Raw genomic sequence first — 18,230 nt, 5'->3', positions numbered from 1 at the left:
TCCGATAAACAGACATTTCAGGCTAGCTGGCCCAGCGGGCGTCGGCGCCCCGCGACGCGAACCGAGCCGACTCTTTCAGGTGAACCCACGCGCGACGAACCCCGGCCGGCACCTCGACATGCGCGATGAAGCCGCGACCGGCCGGGCCGTACCCGTCGCCGTCGTCGGTCAGCCGGGGCACCTCGCCCATCAGCAACGACACGTAACGGTCGAGCGACCACATGCCGGCCGGCGGGTCGTCGAAACCCAGCGCGTCGGTGACCAGCGTCTGATGCGCCGCATAGTTGACGATCTCCACCGACGGCGCGTGCCGGCGGAACCCGGCGTCCATCCGCTGCTGCATGGTCGCGTCCTGCACCAGGACGAGCCGCCGGTGCCGGACTCCCGACGCCCGCAGAAGGGCGAGCGCGTTGGTGACGTTGTTACCGCAATTCGTCGACTCCTGCTCGAGCAGATCGGCCGCCATGCCGTACCGCTGCCGCAGGTAGCGATCGAAGAGCGCGGCCTCGGTCGTCGGTTTCGTCTCGCCCAGGATGTGCCGCAAGGCATCCGTCGTGTGGCCCTCGCCGCCGACGATCAGGTAGCGCTCGGCCACCCCGGTGCGCATCGCCTCCGCGAAGACGTCGGCGCCGGCCAGAATGCTGCCGCCGAACAGAATAGCGACGTCGGCCATGGCCGGCCCGAGCGCCGGGACGTCCCGGCGGGCGCAGAAGCGTACGAGCGTGTTGATGCTCGCCGCGAGCGCTACCAGATCCATTTCTGCAGGGCGGCTCCGTTGCACGTCGTGAGGATAATCGTCGCGTTGCGGGCGGACGACGAGGCCGCGAGACACATCGTCGTCTTCCCGAGCGGCCGGATCGTCCCGTCGGTGCCGAACTGCCAGGTCTGGGCCACGGTGCTGTTGCAGGTGTAGGCCCAGATCTTCTGGCCGGTCACGAAGTTGCGCGACGGCACGTCGAGGCAGTTGCCGAGCACCCGCAGCGAATTGTCGTTCGGCAGGCGGGTCAGGTCCTGGGCCTTGGTGTTGTTGCAGTCGTAGCCCTGCAGATAGGTGCCCGCGGTGAGCGACGAGCTCGGCACGTCGAGGCAGCGGCCGGTGCTGTTCTTGACCGGGCTCATCAACGGTTTCGGGCCCGCGGCGACCTGAACCGTCTTGGCGACCGACGGCACGCCGTCCTTGTCGATGAGGAACAGCATGTAGTAGCCGGGCGGCGCCACGCCTCCGGTCGGCGGCCCGGTGACCGTGAGATTGGTGCCGGAGACCGAGAACTTCAGCGGGACGTACCGCTGCCCCTGGTCGACGCCGTGCGTCGCGTCGCCCAGGCCGACCAGGGCGACCTTCCCGATGGTCGAGGCCTGCGCCGACGAGACCGTGAACGCGGTGTTGATGCCGACCGTGGCCGGTGCCGTCGAGATGACCGGTCGGGTCGCCTTCTTCAGCAGGTAGGGAGGCGTGAAGTATTCGATGTTCTTCTCGAGATAGCCGACGTTCATGCAGATCGAGCAGACGCCACCGCCGCCCGTCATGACCCGTCCGTCGGGCAGCAGCACGGCCGCGGAATGGTATTGCCGGATGCGGCTCGCGCCGGCCAGGACCGTCCATTGCCCGGTGGCCGGATCCCACCGTTCCGCGGCGGTCGCGGCATGGTCGAGGTCGACCAGGGGCGAGGTGGCCGCGCTGGTCAGGCCGCCGGTCGCCAGCACCGAACCGTCGGCCAGCAGGGTCGAGTCGAATTGGCGCCGGCCGATCGACATCGACCCGGTCGGGGTGTACGTCGGTGCCGTCGCGGTGGTGGTGTTCAGCACGACCGCGGTCTGGGTCGGAACGTTCGGAACGCCGTTCTCGGTGATGTTGCCGCCGCCCACCACGATCGTCTTGCCGATGTCGTAGGTCGCGAAACTGCCGTAGTCGCGGGTGATGGCGTCGCGGGTGGTGGTCGCCGTGATGACGCCGGTGCCGGACGTGGTGATGGTGTAGGCGGTCGGGTACGGCCCGAAGAACGCGAGCTGGGTGTCCGGCCGCGAGCCCATGAACGGGTAGAGCCGCGCGGTGTACTTCGTGAAGCCGGTGAGCTCCCGGATGGCGCCGTCGTTCTGGTAGACCTCGGCGATCGACGGGCCACCACCGGCGATGACCTCCTCGCCGTTCGCGGTCTCCGCCACCGACGGGTACCACCGGGCGCCGGCCATGTCGGCTCCGCGGCTCCACGTCTCGGTGTGCCAGTCGAAGATGTGCGTCTCGATCGTGCCGTCGAGTTGCTGGTCGGCGTTTCCGCCCGCGACCAGGATGTTGCCGTTCGACAGGTGGGCGAAGCCGGCGCAGAAGATGTTGGAGCCCTGCACGTCGACGCGCTTGTAGGTGTTGTCGACCGGGTTCCAGACCATCGCCCGCGTGAAGGTGTGGTCGGGATAGGACTCGGCCGCGTTGTCGCCGACCGAGTCCCAGATCAGCACCTTGCCGTCGGGCAGAACCGCCTGGAAAACCGGGACGACCGGCGTGTCGACGACCGGGCTCCACTGTCCGACCTGTGCCGGATCGGTGGCTTTGAGGGCCTTGGTCTTGCGCGCGGTGCCGGGGCGCAGCCCGGTCTGACGCTGGATGCGCGCCGCGTTGGCGGCCGTTTGCTTCTCGATGGTGGTGACCGGTGTGCCGGCCAGATCGAGGGCCATGTGCTCGTGTTCTTCGTCGTCCTGCTGGGCGGCGGCGGGAACGGCCCGGTGCTCGGCGGCGACCGAAGCGCCCGGCATTATCAGTACGGAGAGCAATCCACAAGCGATGAGACCACGACGCGTGCGCATGCGGGTCAATGTATGCCCGGCTGTCGAACCTCGTACATCAGTCGTTTGACGAGAAGGCGCCGCTGTGTGGCTGGCCTACGGTGCGATTTGGTCGATCCGTTCCGTGTGCGGTGCCTGCTGACGAGCGCCTAGTTGACGTATGACTAATCGCCGAGGCAGAATGGCTCCTGTCAACGAGAGCGGGCGAGACGCGGGGGTGGACAAAAGCTAAAAAACCGATGCAGCCAGGCGGCGATCCCGGCTGCATCGGCAATCTCGATCAGTTGAAGGCGTACATGCACGCCTCGACGATCAAGCGCTTGATCCAGGCCATGTTGTCCTGCGCGGCATGGATCAGGTCGGTGCAAACGATATGCGTCAGCAGCGCTGACGCGTGGTCGGCGACCACCGGGAAGGTGGTCGCCAGCAGGGTTGCGAGTTCAGCCACAGTGCTCCTCTTTCTAGGCACTGTGAACGATCGCGGTTCCCGATCATCGACACCAGGCCGGGAATGTCACGCTAGCCTTATGATTCTCTTAAATATCCGGAAAAATGAGACCCTTTCGGCTTACCCCCAGCGGGTGATCTTGTCGGTGGTTGGTGCCTTTTGGCACATAGCTCGCTCGGTGCCCGTGCGGCGCAGACCGCCGTTACGATGAGCGATGCCCGCGGCTACTGGGGGGAGCGCGGCATGTTCGAAGATGTGGTGCCGGCCATCGCGTCGGCCCTGTCGGCGCACGGGTCGGAGCTGATCGTCGCCGGTGGCAAGAGCCTTCTGCAATCCGTCTGCGACGCTGTCCGGTCCCGATTCGGCAGCGGCACGCCCGAGGCCGACAGCCTCGACACCGCCCTACGCAATCCGGGCGATCCGGCCGCGGTCCAGGCGCTCGCCGACGCTCTGTCCCGCGCCATGGCGAGCGATCCGCGATTCGCGAACCAGACGCTCGAGGCGTGGCATGCGGTGACCGCGGGCGGCGACGGCGTGGTCAACAACTTCAGCGGCCAGGCGAAACAGGTCGTGCAGGCCCGCACCGTAAAGGGCGGAATACGTTTTTGATCCGGAACGAGATGTCCGGTTCGGTGGCCGGCCCGAGCATCCAGGCCGGCCACATCTACGGCGGTGTCCACGTCCACGGTGGCGAATCCGCGCCGAAGACACCGCATCAACTGCCGGGCCCGATTCCGCATTTCGCCGGGCGGCGGGCCGAGCTCGAGGCCCTTCAGGACGGCGGACCGGTCATCGTCCTCAGTGGGGCGGGCGGCACCGGCAAAACGGCCCTGGTGCGGCAGTGGGCTTTTCATATCGCGGACACCTTCGAACACGGCCAGCTTCTGCTGAACCTCAACGGCTTCGGCCCCGGGCCGCCCCTGCACCCGGCCGCGGCACTGCGCTCGGTCCTGCGGGCGCTCGGTGTGCCGGCCGACGGCCTGCCGTCCGGCCTGGCCGATCTCACCTCGCTTTACCGGTCCCGCACGGCGGGCCAGTCGATTCTCGTCATTCTCGACGATGCGTTCTCGGCCGCGCAGGTGCGCGTCCTCCTGCCGGCCGGTCCGGCCGGCAAGGCCGTCATCACGAGCCGCCGCCGTCTTTCCGGGCTGGTCGCCGACGGCGCCACGATGATCGAGCTGACGCCGTTGAACACCGGCGATTCGGTTGCGCTCCTGGCGAGCGCTCTCGGCCGTACGCGGGTGGACCGCGAACGGACGCAGGCCGCCCGGCTCGCCGACCTGTGCGCCGGCCTGCCACTTGCCCTCTCGGTGACCGCGGCCCGTCTCTCGACCCGGCCCAAGCTGACGATCGCCGGTGTGGTGGCCGCGCTCGCCGACGAGGCCGAGCGACTGATCCGGCTGGCGACGCCGGACGAGGAGGTATCGGTGCGGGGCTCGTTCGAGCTTTCCTATCAGGCCCTGGACCGGCCCGCGGCGGTGCTCTACCGCCGGCTGGCCCAGCATCCGGGTCCGGATTTCGGCCCCGGGCCGGCCGCGGCGCTCGCGGCCGATTCCGTACGCCTCGTCGACACCCTGCTCGAAGTCAACCTGCTCGAGGAGGTGGCCGAGGACCGCTATCGATTCCACGACCTGATTCGCCTCCACGCGCGGGACAAGGCCGACGAAGCCCACGACGACGTGCTGCTCACGATCGTCGAGTGGTACCTGGCGGCGGCGAGCGCGGCCGACCACGCGATCACGCCCTATCGCCGCCGGCTGGACTACGAGTACCTCACGACCCCGGCGGCGGTCCCCGTCTTCGGCGGTCGCGAGCAGGCCCTGGGGTGGCTGGACCACGAGCGTACGAACCTGGCCGCCGCCGCGCAGGCGGCGCTGGACCGACGCTGGGCCGCCGTGGCCTGGCAGTTGTCCGATGTGGTGTGGCCTCTACAGCTTTACCGTAAAAGCGTCGATCGCCGGGATTTCGACGAGCGTGGCTTGGCCGCCGCCCGGATGTGGGGTGAGCCGCGCGCCGAAGCCCGCATGCTCAAGCAGCTGGGACGCACGCTCAGCACCCTCGGCGAGCACGACCGGGCCGAGCAACTCCTGCGCGCGGCCGTTACGCGGTTCCGGCAGGCCGGTGAGGCCGACGAGGGAATCGAGGCCGAGGGGTTGCTGGCGCTGGCCTATCGGGACGCCGGTCGCCCGGAGGCCGCGGCCGGGTTGCTCGAGACAGTGGTCGCCGCGTTCCGCGCGCGGGGGAGAAGCCGCGACGTCGGGCTTGCGCTGATCAACTCGGGCGACCTGTCGTCCCGCCTCGGACGGCATGCCGAGGCGATCGCCTTTCTCGGCGAGGCCGGCACGTTGCTCGAGCGGTCGGTGGCCGCCGATCCGTACAACCCGGTGCGGGTGCGCACCGGGCTTGCCCGGGCCTACCTCGCGGCCGGCGATCTGCCGGCCGCCGAACGGGCGGCGGCCGAGGCACTCGACGGCATGCGGCGTCTCGGCACCTCGGTCGGCGCGGCGGAAGCGCTGGAGCTGGCCGGGGTGATCGCCGCCCGGCGAGGCGACCTCACCCTCGGCCGGAGTCGGCTACGGGAGGCGCTGGCCATCTTCGAGGCCCACGGCTCGCCCCGGGCCGTCGCCCTGCGGGAACGGCTGGCGGAGGGTGACGACCCAGCCGTCGCGGAAGCCGGCGGTGACGCCCCCGAACTCGCAGAGAACCAGGACTAGGCTCGCACCCGGATACCGGCTGAGGAGCTCGGCGCAGCGGACGGCCGGCGGCCGTCCGGCCGGGCTCGCGATGAGCACGTCGGCCAGTGCGCAGCGAAGGGGCTCGCTCATGATGCGAGCCGGGGAGCCGGCGCCGTGCTCCACCGGCCACCGGGTTCGGGCAGCCGGAGCAGCCGATAGACGGCGCGCCGCAGCAGACGGGCCGAGCGCCCGGGGCGGGAGGTGATCGCCGCCGCCACCCGCCGGTGGTCGATCGGGCCGGCGGCCGCCAGCTGGGGCGCGAGCGGCCGGGTCACGTCCAGTCGCGCGGCCGTGTCCAGAACGATCGACTGCGGCGACCCGGCAGCGGCCTGGCCGTCGCCGCGGGCCCGGAAGCAGAGCACCGGCAGGCCGACCGCCGCCCCGTACGCGGTGACCGAACCGCGATCGCCGACCAGGTGGTCCGCCGCCGCGATGTAGGACCGCCAGTCCTCGGCCGGGCCGGCCAGGATCAGACCCGCGTCGAGGCAGGGCCGCAGCCACGCGCCGACCTGCCGGGAGCCGTGGGCGCCCAGGATCGCCGGATGCAGCAGCAGGGCCACCCGCCGGCCGGACAGCTGGGTCATGAGCGACCGCAGCAGTTCCGGCGCTCCGCCGAAGAGGCCGTCCCGGCCCCAGGTCGAGCTCACCACGACCAGTTCCTGCCGGTCCGGGATGCCGAGTGCCCGCCGGTAGCCGGACCGCATCGCAAGGCTGTCGGTGAGCCGGTCGAAGCACGGATCCCCGGCGACCGTGGCGATCGGGAGCGCGTCCGGGCATTGGCGGGCGAGCACGTCGCGTTCGTGCTCGTGGGACAGCAGCAGCGCCGAGGCGACGACGCGGCCGTCGCGGACCAGTCGTGGCGCATCGAGTCCGTACACCGTGGGCGGGTTGCCGCCGAACACGCGGGCGTGGCCGGCGCCGTGGGCCGCCAGCAGCACCGGCGCGTGCAGTTCGTGCAGGCCGCCGTGGGCCGCCGCGATCGCCAGATCGAACGACTCGTGTATCGCCTGCTGCCAGGGGATGACGAGGGCGCCCAGCCGTTGCAGATGGCCGGTCATGCCCGCATTGAAGACATCGGGCGCCACGGTGAAGAGAAACTGGAGCCGTTCGTCCGATTCGACCTGCTCGACGATGTCGAGCAGGCGCTGGCAACTGACCATCGTGTGAGCGGCGATCAATATCGTCCGGCAGCCAGGCCGGGATACCCATCGCTTTGCGTCGATACCAATAGATGCTGTCACCCAGTCCGGATCAACCATCCGACCCACCCCCATGCCGACGATTCGGTTGCCTGGACGATGGCTGCGGCGCCTTGCCGGGGACGTTGCGGGAACCTTGCCGGGCCGCTGCACGTGAGCTGGCGATGGCGTGCCGGATATCGCGCAGTGCGGTGAAGGCGGCCGTTCTTTTGACCCTCTCGAACACAATGAGTAGCGGTCCTATTACGCGCTGATGGGGGTGCACGTGGAATTCGGCATCCTGGGCCCGACCCGACTGATCGTGGACGGAAGACCGGTACCGCTCGGGCCGGCGAAACAGCGGGGCGTGCTCGCCGCCCTGCTGCACCGGGCCGGGGAACCGGTCCGCGCGGACACGCTTATCGACCTTCTCTGGCATCCGCGCGGCACCGCCGACCACCGGCCGACGCTCTATTCGATCGCCAGCCGGCTGCGCGGCGTGCTGGCCGGCGCCGGCCTGGACCGGGCGCTCGTACGGGTGCCGGGCGCATACCAGCTCGACGTCGACCCGAACTGGGTGGACCTGCACCGGTTTCGTTCGCGGCTGACCGTGGCGCGGACGACCGCCGGACGCGGCCACCCCCGGGAGGCGGCGGAAATCCTGGTGCCGGCGATGTCGCTCTGGCGCGGCGAGCCGCTGGCCGAACTCCGCGGTCCGCGCGCGGAACAGGTTCGGGCGTCGCTCAACCAGCACCTCCTCGACGGCCACCGGCTGCTCGCCGAATGCCGCCTGGCGTGCGGGCACCACCATGCGGTGCTGGCCCAGCTCGAGAACCTGATCGTCGCCCACGACCTCGACGAGGGACTGGCCCGATGCTGGGTCGGTGCGCTGCGCGCGGTCGGCCGCGGCGACGAGGCCCGGCGGTTCGTGGCCGACTTCCGGCGGCGGTTCCGCCGGCAGATGCACACCGAGCCGGACATCGACGAGGGCACCGTGCCGGTCCGCCTGCGGCGAATCCCGCACCAGTTGCCGCCCGACATCGGCGACTTCACCGGCCGGGAGTCCCTTCTCGCCGAGTTGAGCGGCAACCACGTCGTCGTCATCACCGGAATGCCGGGCGTCGGCAAGACCACGCTGGCCGTCCATTGGGCCCATCGCCAGCGGAGCCGATATCCGGACGGGCAGCTCTACCTCGACGCCGCCGCGTACGGGCAGGCCGCGCCGATCGATCCGGAGGATGCGCTCGAGAGGTTCCTCCGGGCGCTTGGGGTGCCGCCCGACCGGTTGCCGGTCACGCCGGAACAGCGGCGCGACAAGTACGAGGAACTCGTCGGCGACCGCCGCATCCTCGTGCTCATCGACAACGTGCGCGACTCGGCCCAGGTGCGTCCGCTGATCCCGCGGTCGATGAACTGCCTGACCGTCATCACGAGCCGGGTCCGGCTGAGCGCGCTCACCATCCGCGACGGCGTACGCACCGTCGTCGCCGAACCCCTGCCGGAAGCCGAATCCCAGGCGCTGCTGGCGCGCATCGTCGGCGCGCGTGCGGCGGCCGACGCCAAGGGTCTCGCGGCGCTGGCCCGGTTGTCCGGCGGGGTGCCCCTCGCCGTACGCGTCATCGGTGAGCGCGTCGCCGAGCGTCCCCTCGCGAGCCTCGCCGGCCTCGTCGACGAACTGCGGCACCGGCTCCTCGACGCCACCGACCCCGACGATCAGGCGGCCAGCCTCACCACGTTCTTCGACTGGTCGTACCACGCGCTGGACCCGGACGCGGCGCGCCTGTTCCGGCGCATCTCGCTGCACCCGGGCACCAGCATCAGCCCGGAAGCCGCCGCGGCCATCGCCGGCGACCCGGTGCCGGACGTCGAGGGGCGGCTGAACGTCCTGGCCAAGGCCCACATGGTCAACCACGACACCGCCCGCCGGTACCGATTCCACGCGTTGCTGCACCGCTACGCGAGCGAGCGGGCCGCGGCCGAGGACGACCCGGCCGACACCGCGCGGGACCAGCGCCGGCTACTCGACTTCTACCTGCTGTCGGCGGCCGCGGCGATGGCGGTGATCGCGCCGGAGTGGCCGCCGATGCCCGACCTGCCCGACGGCCCGGACGTCCGGCCCCTCACGTTCGCCACCGACGTCGAGGCGATGAAGTGGTGCGACACGGAACGCGACAACCTCGGCGTCCTCAGCCTGTGGGCCGGCCGCAACGGCCATCACCGGTACGGCTGGCAGCTCCCCGGCGTGCTGCACGAGGTGTTCGAGCGGCACGGCAGCCCGGCCGACCTGCTCCGGCTCAACCAGCAGGCGCTCGAGGCGGCCCGGCACGACGGGCACGAGGAGGGCCAGATCGGCACGCTGATCAACCTCGGTACGACGTACTTCACCCTGCACGACTACGACCGGGCGATCGCCGCGTTCGTCGCCGCCCAGGAGTTCGCCTCCACCACCGGGCACCTCGAGGAGGAGGGCATCTGCCTGCAGAACCTCGCCGCCACGTACGTGCACCTCGGCCAGGTCACCCGGGCCATCGAGATCTACGGCGACGCGCTCGCCATCTGCCGGAAAGCCGGCGACCCGGTCGACGAGGCGGTCATCCTGCACTGGCTCGGCGAGGCGTACCTGCGGCTCGGGCAGCACCGGCGGGCGGGCGAAAGCTTCCATCAGGCGCTGACCATCCGGCAGCGGATCGGCGCGCAGCGCGGCACCGGGCAGACCCACAGCGGCCTCGGCACGCTGTACCTGGCCGCGGGTCGTCCCCAGATGGCGCTGCGGCACAGCGAGACCGCGCTGGCCATCCACGTCCACGCCCACGACGAGAAGGCGGAGTGCGACACGCTGATCACCCTGGCCGCCGTCCAGAGCGTCCTCGGCGCGCACCCCGACGCCCTCCGCAGTGGCCGCCGGGCGGTCCTGAAGAGCGAGCAGATCGGCGACCCGGTCCGGCAGGTGCAGGCGCTGACCGCGACCGGGGACGCCCTGCTGAGGTCCGGCGACCCGGTCGCGGCGGAACATCAGGCCCGGTCGGCCCGGCGCATCCTGGACGCCCTCGCCGGCGTCCACATCCGGCCGCTGCACGACCGCCTGACCGCCCTCGAACGCGCGCTCCGCCCGCCCGGACGCGAATCCCGGGCCGGCTGAGCCCCGATCCGGCTCCGTTCAGACGAGGCGTACGACGGCCTCGAGGCCGTGCACCGGTCCGCGGGTGCGGGGCAGGATCAGCGTCCGGATGCCGAGGGACGCGCCGCCGACGTCGTCGCGGCCGCTGTCGCCGACCATCAGGGTGGCCTCGCCGGTGGTGCCGAGCCGCTCCAGCACGACCGCGAAGATGGCCGGGTCCGGCTTCACGACGCCCACCTCGTACGAGAGCACGACCTCGTCGACCAGCACATCGAGGCCGTTCTGCGCGAGGCAGCCGCGGATGTCCACGCCGACGTTGGAGAGCACGGCGATGCGTACGCCCCGGGCCTTCAGCTCCCGCAGCGCCGGACGAGCGTCCTCGAACGCCCGCCACTGGGCCGTCATCGTGTCGTAGAGGGCGGCGGTCAGGTCGTCGTCGACGCCGGGGAGGAGGGCCATCGTGCGGCTGAAGACGTCGCGGTGCCGGTCGGCGCTGAGGTCGCGTTCGCTCTTCGGGTCGACGGTGTGCGCGTGCGTCCACAGGTGGTCGAGGTAGGCGATCAGCGCTTCGCGTTCCGGCGCGGGCAGGCCCGGGCGTCCGAGCCGCCCCAGCGCGGCGTCGATCCAGTCGCCCGGCTCACCGCCGTCGACCAGCGTGGAGTGGAAGTCGAAGATGACGCTCTCGATCTTGATCACCGGGTGAGCCTAGAGGGCCAGCACGATCCGGCCGGTCGCGGCGCCCGCGGCCTGGCGGGACCAGCCCTCGGTGACCGACGCGAACGGCAGCACCTCGTGGTCGACGGTCAGTTCGCCGGCGGCGGCGTGGGCCGCGATCGTCGTCAGGGCGTCGGCGCGCTCGGCGGCCGAGAGCGAGTTGTTGGTGTAACCGAGCACCCGCAGCATGCCGCTGCGGAGCGTCGCCGAGTCGATGGGCGCGGTCGCCGCGGCCGACGAGCCCAGATTGACCAGCCGGCCGCCGGGCTTGAGGACCCGCAGCGCAGCGGCCGCCGGTACCCCGAAAACCGGGTCGAGCACGAGGTCGAACGGGCCGCCGAGCCGGGACGCCAGCGAGGCCGGGTCGTCGTCGGGGCGCAGTTCCACGGCGTCGTCGGCGCCGAGTTCCATGGCTTTCGCCCGGGCCCGGCCGGAGCGGGCCAACGCGGTCACCCGGGTCGCGCCGCCGAGCCGGGCCAGCTGGATGCCGGCCTGCCCGACGATGCCACCGGCGCCGAGGATCAGCACGTGCGGGCCGGACGCCTGGTCACCCGCGCCGGGAGACGAGCCGCCGGCCGCGGATGACAGCCCGCCCAGGCGCAACGCTTGAAGGGCCGCGACGGCCGAGAGTCCCAGGGCGGCGATCAGCGACAGCGGTACGTCCGCCGGCAGCCGGACCACATCGCCCGGCGGCACCACGACCTGGGCCGCCATGCTGCCGTCGCCCGGGCGCATGCCGGCCGGCGTGGCGAACCAGACCGGGCTGCCGTCGTCGAGCCGGCCCACACCCTGGATTCCCGGGACGTACGGCGTCGCCGGCGTACCGAAATAGCTGGCGCCGGACGCGCAGAGCAGATCCAGCGGGGTGATCGGCGCAGCCGTCACCGCGACCGTGAGGTCGCCCGGTGCCGCAACCGGCGCCGGGCGGTCCTCAACCGCGGGCGGCTCGCCGCAGACCCGGAGAACGGCCGCGGGGATCATGTCGCGATGTCCGGGTACGGCAGGTCGAAGTGCTGCAGCCGCGCGCCGAACGCCTTCTGATATTCGAGCGGTTCGGTGTTGTCGCGCTCGAACAGGGCGATGAACAGCGTCAAAGTCAGGAACGGGTGCGCACCCAGTTCGAACAGTTTGACGTGGTCGTGCGAGATCAACGCCGCACGCTCGACGTCGTCGAACGCCAGCCAGGTGGACCGCTCGTCGACGATGCAGTTGAGCAGCTGGTTGGCCATCTCCGATTCCCACCAGGCGACCAGCGAGGCGGGGTCGGAACGGTAACGCTCCACCAGCGCGGGATCCCGGTCGACCGTGAACAGGAACTTGTTCAGCAGGTACCTGCTCATGCCGGCGCTCCGTTCGGGTACCAGGTGAAGTAGGCCTCCATCGTGTGGAACAGGTCGAGCGAGTCCACGTAGTCGGCCTTCCGGCCCGCCCCGGCGACGCCCATCATCAGCATGAAGTCCATGAAGCCGTGGGTGGCGTTGCCCGGCGAGTGCAGGCTGTCCAGCGTCACCTCGCGCAGGCAGTTGTCCAGGTCGCCGTTGGCGATCCACTCGACCGCCCGGGCATCGAATTCCGGGTCGGGGCCGTGCGGGCCGAACTGGCGCGGGCCGCCCAGCTCGAGCGACAGGTGCCCGGTGCCGATGATGGCCACCCGCAGGTGGGACGGCCATTCGGCGACGATCTGCCGGATCGTCTCGCCGAGCTTGACGAAGCGCGACGGCTGGGGGAGCGGCGGCGCGAAGATGTTGGTGTAGATCGGCACGATCGGCAGGTCGGCCTCGGGCCGCAGCGTGATGATCGGGCAGGTGATGCTGTGGTCGATCCGCAGCTCGTTGCTGAACGCCAGGTCGAAACCCTCGTCGAGACCAGCCCGGAGAATGTGCGCCGAGAGGTCTTCCTGGCCTTTCAGCCGCAGGCGCGGCAGGCCGAACTCGCGTTCCTCGTTGTACCAGTTGGCGTCGTACACGGGCGCCTTGCCGACCAGGAACTGCGGCATGTTGTCGAGCCACAGCTGGTGGAAGTGGTCGGAGCCGACCATGACCAGCACATCCGGGTTCGCGCGGGTCAGGGTCTCGCGGAACGCCAGGATCTTGGCGGTCCACTCGTCGGCGAAGGGCGGCCGCTCGTCGCCGGTCGAGGTGCTCGCCCGGTAGTAGAACGGGTGGTGCGTGGAGGCGATGACTGCGACGATCTCCGCCATACGGTCAGTCCTTAGGGTTCGTAGACAGCATTCCGGTCAACGGTCATGTAGATGTCGTTCGCGATGGGCCGGCGGCGTTCTTCGGCCAGTTGTCCCAGCAGCCCTGCCGCGCGGGCCAGCAGAGCGAAGCCGCGCAGCAGATCGGTCGGCAGCCCGAGGTCGGCCAGGGCGGCCCCGCAGACCCCGGCGCCGTTCAACGGCAGGGTGCGGCCCAGAACCTGGGGGTGCACCCGGCCGATCGCCTCGAACAACCGCAGATGCGGCCCGCGAAGGCCTTCGGCCGAGGCGATCTCGATCAGCACCGGCGTGCGCGGGTCCTGCACCTTGTGCACCGGGTGGCCGAGCCCCGGGATGAACCGGCGCTCCTCCTTCGCCTTGCGCACGGCGTCGAGCGCGATCACGTCGTAGTCACGTTCGGTTCCGGCCGCCACCAGCGTGTCGGCCAGGAACCGGCCGCAGTCCTCGGTCACGCCGAGGAATCGGGAGCCGCCGCCGAGCAGACCGGCGGCGAGGGCTCCCTGCAGGGAGTCCGGCGCCGAGAGGTACGTCAGTCGCGCCGCGATCGCGGTCGGGGTGAACCCGTGGTCGGCCAGCGCGACCAGGACGGCCTCGAACAGCCGGACCTCCCCGGCGGTCGGTCGTCGCCCGGCCACCAGCCAGAACGCCAGCTCGCCGAAGCCGACCTTGCCCATCAGGTCGGCGGCCAGGTCCTGGCCCATCAGCTTGATGGAGTCCGCATCGGACGTGCCCAGACCGGTGGGGAACCTCAACTCTTCAGCCATCGTTTGATCTCCTCACCGTGTTCATCGAGTGCGGGCGGCGGAAGTTCATATCGGGCCGGAGTTTCCGAGAACGTGATCGGGTTGCGGACGCCCGGGATGCCGTCGACCGTGACCACCGGGTCGAGGCCCAGCTCCTCGGCCAACGCGACTCCGCCGTCGATCGTGTTGATCGGCGCGCAGGGCACGCCGGCCTTGAGCAGCTTGCGGAACCATTCGTCCTTGGTCTTGGTCGCGAGGCGCTGCACCAGGATCGGGCGCAACTCGGCCCGGTTGGCCGTACGGTCCTGGTTGTGCGCGAACCGGGGGTCGTCCGGCAGGCCGGGCAGCTCGAGCACCTGGCACAGCTTGCGGAACTGCCCGTCGTTGCCGGCGATCACGATCAACTCGCCGTCCGAGGCCGGCAGCGGCTCGTACGGGAAGAGGCTCGGGTGCGCGTTGCCCATCCGGAACGGCACCGTGCCCCCGGCGACGTAGCCGCTGGAGTGGTTGACCAGGCCGGACAGCGCCGAACTGAGCAGGTTGACCTCGACGTGCTGCCCCTTGCCGGTGGTGTTCCGGCTGTTCAGCGCGGCCAGGATGCCGATGTTGGCGTGCAGGCCGGCCATCACGTCGAAGACCGAGATGCCGGCCCGGTAGGGCGGGCCGTCCGGGTCGCCGGTCAGGCTCATCAGCCCCGAGATCGCCTGGACCATCAGGTCGTAGCCGGGCATCCACGCGCCCTCGCCGGAGCCGAACCCGCTGATCGAGGCGTAGATGACCTTCTCGTTGCCGGACGCGACCGAGTCGTAGTCGAGACCGAAGCGCGCGAGCCCGCCCGGCCGGAAGTTCTCGATCATCACGTCGGCGCGGCGAGCCAGTTCCTGGGCGGCGGCCAGGTCGTCGGCGTCCTTCAGGTCGAGGGCGATCGAGCGCTTGTTGCGGTTGACGCCCAGGTAGTAGGTCGCCACGCCGTCGCGTACCGGCGGCATCCAGGTGCGCGTGTCGTCGCCGCCCGGGCTCTCCACCTTGATCACCTGCGCGCCGAGGTCGGCCAGGAGCATCGTCGCGTACGGCCCGGCGAGGATCCGGGAGAAATCGGCGACGAGCAGGCCGTCCAGGGGGCCCGCAGGGTGCGCTTGCATGAACACCGCCCGTTCTGCGGACGTTCGTCCGCCGGACCAGCGTGCCCCCCGTGAAAGGCGATGTCAAACACTCTCTTGACTTGAATTAGGTCCCGGAGCACAGTGACGCGAACCGGTCTTGTCCGTCACGCGGACGCCGGTCCGGTGGACTCGAAGGGGAGTGGCATGAGCTCAAGCGATCGGCCGGTGGTCTTCCGAAACGGCCTGGTCATCACCATGGACGACACGCACACGATCATTCCCGGCGGCGACGTGCTCGTGGTCGGCGACAAGATCGAACAGATCGGGACCGGCCTCGAGGTTCCCGAGGGCACCGAAGAGATCGACGCCGCCGGCGGCATCGTGATGCCCGGCATGATCGACACCCACCGCCACATGTGGCAGACCGCGATGCGGGGCTACGGCGCCGACTGGACCCTGACCCAGTACTTCGTCTGGTACTACCTCGAGTCGGGCAAGCTGTTCCGCCCCGAGGACATCTTCGCGGGCAACCTGCTCTCCGCCATCGAGGCCGTGGACGCGGGCGTGACCACCAGCGTCGACTGGTCGCACGGCCTGCAGACCCCGGACCACGCCGACGCCGCGGTCGACGCGCTCGAGTCGGTGCCGGGCCGGTTCGTCCTCGCCTACGGCAACATCCAGCAGGGGCCGTGGGAGTGGACGAACTCGCCCGGCTTCCGCGACTTCGTACGCCGCCGCATCGACCACGGCAAGCTCGAAGGCTTCCAGATCGCGTTCGACGTGCCCGGCGACCCGGCGTTCCCCGAGAAGGCCGCGTTCGAGGCCGCCCGCGAGCTGGGCGTGCCGGTCAACACCCACGTCGGCGTCTGGGGCGCGACCAACGACAACGGCGTGAAGATGATGTACGAGAACGGCTTCATGACGCCGGAGAACATCTACGTCCACGCGGCGACGCTGACCAACGACTCGTACAGCCGGATCGCCGCCACCGGCGGCTCGGTCTCGGTCTCCACCGAGAGCGAGCAGAGCGCCGGCCAGGGCTACCCGCCCACCTGGCAGTTGCGCAAGCACGGCATCCCGGTCTCGCTGTCGATGGACACCAGCGTCTGGTGGAGTGCCGACCTGTTCGCGGCGATGCGGGCCACGCTCAGCGCCGACCGCTCGCGCGAGCACATGGAAGCCCACGGCAAGCAGGAGACGGTCACCAACCACCACCTGCGGGCCGAGAACGTCGTCGAGTTCGCCACCCGCGGCGGCGCCAAGGCGATCGGCAAGGACGACAAGCTGGGCGCGCTCACCCCCGGCCGCCAGGCCGACATCGTGCTGATCAAGAACGACGACTCGCCGGCGATGTTCCCGATCCTCAACCCGTACGGCCACATCGTCTACCAGGCCAACCGCGCCGACGTGCACACGGTCATGGTCGGCGGCAACGTGGTGAAGCGGGACGGCAAGCTGGTCGGCACCGACCTCCCGGCCGCCCGGGCCAAGGTCGGGGCGACCGTCGACTACCTGCGCGGCACCCTCGGCGAGGAAGCGTGGCAGCGCGGCATGAACCCGCAGATTCCCGAGTCGGAGATGTTCGACAACCCCTACCAGTACTCCGACTACGAGCCGGGCAAGGCAGATGAAAACATTGCGGAATGACTGACACGGCGGGCCGGGGCGCGGGACCGGATTTCATCGAGGCACTTGCTCGCGGTCTCGACGTCCTCCGCTCGTTCCGCCCGGCCACCCCGTCGATGACGCTCAGCGAGATCGCCGGGGTGACCGGGCTGGCCCGGCCCACCGTCCGCCGCATCCTGATCACCCTCGACGCGCTCGGCTACGTGCGCCCGGCCGGCCGCGGCTACGCCCTCACCCCGCGCGTGCTCGAACTCGGCATGGCCTACGTCAACGCCCTGTCCATCTGGGACCTCGCCCGCCCCCACATGGAACGCCTGGTCGCCCAGACCAACGAGAGCACGTCGATGGCCCAGCTAGACGGCTCCGACATCGTCTACGTGGCCCGCGTCGCCGTCCCGAAGATCGTCACGCTGGCCGTGACCATCGGCACCCGCTTCCCGGCCCCGGCCACCTCGATGGGCAAGGTCCTGCTGGCGGCGCTGCCGGCGGCCGCGGTCGCGGACGTTCTCGGCGACGCGTCCCGCTCGGGCATCACCGCCCGCTGGCAGCCTACGGCCGCCGAACTCGAGGCCTCGCTGCGCGAGGTCCGGGCAAAGGGCTGGGCGCTGGCCGATCAGGACCTGGCGCCCGGCATCCGGTCGGTGGCCACCGGCGTACGCGACGGCGACGGCCAGGTCATCGCCGCTATCAACGTGACCGTCCACGCCGCCGAGACGAGCGTCGACACGCTCCTGGAAGACCACCTGCCCAAGCTCCTCCGCGCCGCCGCCGACATCGGCCACGACTGGGCCCTGGCCGCCTCGGTCCCGGCCGCGACAGTCGGCTGATGCCGCGTTTCCGGTTCCTCGACCACCCGGGCCTCATCCCGTTCGCCCACCGGGGCAATGCCGCGGGGAACGTCGAGAACACCCTGGCGGCGTTCCAGGCCGTCGTCGATCTGGGCTACCGGTACGTCGAGACCGACGTGCGGACCACCCGGGACGGCAAGCTCGTGGTGTTCCACGACCGGACGCTCGAGCGGATCGCCGGCGTGGACCGGGAGGTCGGGACGCTGCGCTACGCCGAACTGACGGACCTGGCCGTCCCCCTGCTGACCGACGTGCTGGAGACCTTCCCGGACGTCCGCTTCAACGTGGACATGAAGGACTGGCCGTCGGTCGATGCGCTGGCCGCGGTCATCGAGGCGACCACGTCGATCGACCGCCTGTGTGCGGCGTCATTCTCGGAACGGCGGCTCCGCCGGATACGCCGTCTGGCCGGGCCCGAGCTGTGCACCAGCGCCGGGGTCGCGGGCGTCGCGCGCTTCGTCCTGCGGTGGCCGGGCCCGATCGGAGGCGCCGCGGCGGTCCAGGTTCCGGCATCGCTCGCGCGGCCCTCCCTGGTCGAGCGGGCCCGGCGTCTCCACCTGCACCATCACGTCTGGACACTCAACGACCGCGACTCGATCGTCCGCGCGGTGCGGGCCGGCGTCGACGGCATCATGACCGACGAACCGCTTCTGCTGAAGGACGTCCTGGAGGCTCTCGGCCGTTGGGTCGCCTGACCGCGCGTACCGGAAAAGACCGGCGC

16 protein-coding genes are annotated in these 18,230 nt (G+C 70.6%); 6 read left to right on the top strand and 10 right to left on the bottom strand.

The window, feature by feature from the left end; genetic code table 11:
* Nucleotides 1-22: 22 nt before the first annotated feature.
* From ACIA5C_RS10005 to ACIA5C_RS09995, 3 genes are all read right to left on the bottom strand, one after another.
* Complete coding sequence (locus ACIA5C_RS10005; protein ID WP_396052953.1) at nt 23-757, bottom strand: ElyC/SanA/YdcF family protein; 735 nt, start codon at nt 755-757, stop codon at nt 23-25.
* Nucleotides 745-2,799, bottom strand: a complete 2,055-nt coding sequence (locus ACIA5C_RS10000) for a galactose oxidase-like domain-containing protein (RefSeq protein ID WP_396052952.1) — start codon at nt 2,797-2,799, stop codon at nt 745-747. The genes ACIA5C_RS10005 and ACIA5C_RS10000 overlap by 13 nt, the downstream gene beginning before the upstream one ends.
* A gap of 259 nt (nt 2,800-3,058) precedes the next feature.
* Entirely contained in the window at nt 3,059-3,226 is a 168-nt protein-coding gene (locus ACIA5C_RS09995; RefSeq protein ID WP_396052951.1) for a hypothetical protein, read from the bottom strand.
* Nucleotides 3,227-3,433: 207 nt separating this feature from the next.
* Here ACIA5C_RS09995 and ACIA5C_RS09990 point away from each other — a divergent pair, with 207 nt between their 5' ends.
* Both ACIA5C_RS09990 and ACIA5C_RS09985 read left to right on the top strand, forming a co-directional pair.
* Complete coding sequence (locus ACIA5C_RS09990; protein WP_396052950.1) at nt 3,434-3,835, top strand: hypothetical protein; 402 nt, start codon at nt 3,434-3,436, stop codon at nt 3,833-3,835.
* Nucleotides 3,832-5,940, top strand: coding sequence for a tetratricopeptide repeat protein (locus tag ACIA5C_RS09985; RefSeq protein WP_396052949.1), 2,109 nt, complete (start codon nt 3,832-3,834; stop codon nt 5,938-5,940). The genes ACIA5C_RS09990 and ACIA5C_RS09985 overlap by 4 nt, the downstream gene beginning before the upstream one ends.
* Before the next feature lie 107 nt (nt 5,941-6,047).
* On the opposite strand, the gene ACIA5C_RS09980 is transcribed toward ACIA5C_RS09985, so the two are convergent.
* Nucleotides 6,048-7,121: a hypothetical protein gene (locus ACIA5C_RS09980; RefSeq protein ID WP_396052948.1), complete on the bottom strand. Its 1,074-nt coding sequence runs from the start codon at nt 7,119-7,121 to the stop codon at nt 6,048-6,050.
* 292 nt (nt 7,122-7,413) lie between these two features.
* Between ACIA5C_RS09980 and ACIA5C_RS09975 the strand changes: the two genes are divergently transcribed.
* Complete coding sequence (locus ACIA5C_RS09975) at nt 7,414-10,278, top strand: tetratricopeptide repeat protein (RefSeq protein WP_396052947.1); 2,865 nt, start codon at nt 7,414-7,416, stop codon at nt 10,276-10,278.
* 18 nt (nt 10,279-10,296) lie between these two features.
* On the opposite strand, the gene ACIA5C_RS09970 is transcribed toward ACIA5C_RS09975, so the two are convergent.
* From ACIA5C_RS09970 to ACIA5C_RS09945, 6 genes are read right to left on the bottom strand one after another with little or no spacing between them, the layout of a single operon-like run.
* Complete coding sequence (locus tag ACIA5C_RS09970; protein WP_396052946.1) at nt 10,297-10,953, bottom strand: HAD family hydrolase; 657 nt, start codon at nt 10,951-10,953, stop codon at nt 10,297-10,299.
* A gap of 9 nt (nt 10,954-10,962) precedes the next feature.
* Nucleotides 10,963-11,952, bottom strand: coding sequence for a zinc-binding alcohol dehydrogenase family protein (locus ACIA5C_RS09965; RefSeq protein WP_396052945.1), 990 nt, complete (start codon nt 11,950-11,952; stop codon nt 10,963-10,965).
* Complete coding sequence (locus ACIA5C_RS09960) at nt 11,949-12,311, bottom strand: hypothetical protein (protein ID WP_396052944.1); 363 nt, start codon at nt 12,309-12,311, stop codon at nt 11,949-11,951. Before ACIA5C_RS09960 ends, ACIA5C_RS09965 begins: the two co-directional genes overlap by 4 nt.
* On the bottom strand, nt 12,308-13,171 hold the full coding sequence (locus ACIA5C_RS09955; protein ID WP_396052943.1) for an extradiol ring-cleavage dioxygenase: 864 nt from the start codon (nt 13,169-13,171) through the stop codon (nt 12,308-12,310). The genes ACIA5C_RS09960 and ACIA5C_RS09955 overlap by 4 nt, the downstream gene beginning before the upstream one ends.
* Before the next feature lie 11 nt (nt 13,172-13,182).
* Nucleotides 13,183-13,953: a citryl-CoA lyase gene (locus ACIA5C_RS09950; RefSeq protein WP_396052942.1), complete on the bottom strand. Its 771-nt coding sequence runs from the start codon at nt 13,951-13,953 to the stop codon at nt 13,183-13,185.
* Nucleotides 13,938-15,074 (bottom strand): CaiB/BaiF CoA transferase family protein, encoded by a 1,137-nt coding sequence (locus ACIA5C_RS09945; protein ID WP_396052941.1) that lies wholly within the window; start codon nt 15,072-15,074, stop codon nt 13,938-13,940. Before ACIA5C_RS09945 ends, ACIA5C_RS09950 begins: the two co-directional genes overlap by 16 nt.
* A 165-nt stretch (nt 15,075-15,239) precedes the next feature.
* Between ACIA5C_RS09945 and ACIA5C_RS09940 the strand changes: the two genes are divergently transcribed.
* The 3 genes from ACIA5C_RS09940 to ACIA5C_RS09930 are packed head-to-tail and all read left to right on the top strand — an operon-like array spanning nt 15,240 to nt 18,204.
* The gene (locus ACIA5C_RS09940; RefSeq protein WP_396052940.1) at nt 15,240-16,682 is read left to right on the top strand and encodes an amidohydrolase family protein; all 1,443 of its coding nucleotides are present in this window, start codon (nt 15,240-15,242) and stop codon (nt 16,680-16,682) included.
* Nucleotides 16,679-17,488, top strand: a complete 810-nt coding sequence (locus tag ACIA5C_RS09935; RefSeq protein WP_396052939.1) for an IclR family transcriptional regulator C-terminal domain-containing protein — start codon at nt 16,679-16,681, stop codon at nt 17,486-17,488. The genes ACIA5C_RS09940 and ACIA5C_RS09935 overlap by 4 nt, the downstream gene beginning before the upstream one ends.
* The gene (locus ACIA5C_RS09930) at nt 17,488-18,204 is read left to right on the top strand and encodes a glycerophosphodiester phosphodiesterase family protein (protein WP_396052938.1); all 717 of its coding nucleotides are present in this window, start codon (nt 17,488-17,490) and stop codon (nt 18,202-18,204) included. Before ACIA5C_RS09935 ends, ACIA5C_RS09930 begins: the two co-directional genes overlap by 1 nt.
* Nucleotides 18,205-18,230 lie beyond the last annotated feature (26 nt).

The sequence above is a fragment of the Actinoplanes sp. NPDC051343 genome, assembly GCF_044455125.1.
Classification (GTDB): Bacteria; Actinomycetota; Actinomycetes; order Mycobacteriales; family Micromonosporaceae; genus Actinoplanes.
This window is presented reverse-complemented; position numbering and strand designations above follow the sequence as displayed.

Excerpts from the sequence above, each read along its gene's own strand:
- ACIA5C_RS10005 (WP_396052953.1), bottom strand. The coding sequence starts at position 757 with ATGGATCTGGTAGCGCTCGCGGCGAGCATCAACACGCTCGTACGCTTC.
- ACIA5C_RS10000 (WP_396052952.1), bottom strand. The coding sequence starts at position 2,799 with ATGCGCACGCGTCGTGGTCTCATCGCTTGTGGATTGCTCTCCGTACTG.
- ACIA5C_RS09990 (WP_396052950.1), top strand. The coding sequence starts at position 3,434 with ATGAGCGATGCCCGCGGCTACTGGGGGGAGCGCGGCATGTTCGAAGAT.
- ACIA5C_RS09980 (WP_396052948.1), bottom strand. The coding sequence starts at position 7,121 with ATGGTCAGTTGCCAGCGCCTGCTCGACATCGTCGAGCAGGTCGAATCG.
- ACIA5C_RS09975 (WP_396052947.1), top strand. The coding sequence starts at position 7,414 with ATGGGGGTGCACGTGGAATTCGGCATCCTGGGCCCGACCCGACTGATC.
- ACIA5C_RS09965 (WP_396052945.1), bottom strand. The coding sequence starts at position 11,952 with ATGATCCCCGCGGCCGTTCTCCGGGTCTGCGGCGAGCCGCCCGCGGTT.
- ACIA5C_RS09960 (WP_396052944.1), bottom strand. The coding sequence starts at position 12,311 with ATGAGCAGGTACCTGCTGAACAAGTTCCTGTTCACGGTCGACCGGGAT.
- ACIA5C_RS09955 (WP_396052943.1), bottom strand. The coding sequence starts at position 13,171 with ATGGCGGAGATCGTCGCAGTCATCGCCTCCACGCACCACCCGTTCTAC.
- ACIA5C_RS09950 (WP_396052942.1), bottom strand. The coding sequence starts at position 13,953 with ATGGCTGAAGAGTTGAGGTTCCCCACCGGTCTGGGCACGTCCGATGCG.
- ACIA5C_RS09945 (WP_396052941.1), bottom strand. The coding sequence starts at position 15,074 with ATGCAAGCGCACCCTGCGGGCCCCCTGGACGGCCTGCTCGTCGCCGAT.
- ACIA5C_RS09940 (WP_396052940.1), top strand. The coding sequence starts at position 15,240 with ATGAGCTCAAGCGATCGGCCGGTGGTCTTCCGAAACGGCCTGGTCATC.
- ACIA5C_RS09935 (WP_396052939.1), top strand. The coding sequence starts at position 16,679 with ATGACTGACACGGCGGGCCGGGGCGCGGGACCGGATTTCATCGAGGCA.
- ACIA5C_RS09930 (WP_396052938.1), top strand. The coding sequence starts at position 17,488 with ATGCCGCGTTTCCGGTTCCTCGACCACCCGGGCCTCATCCCGTTCGCC.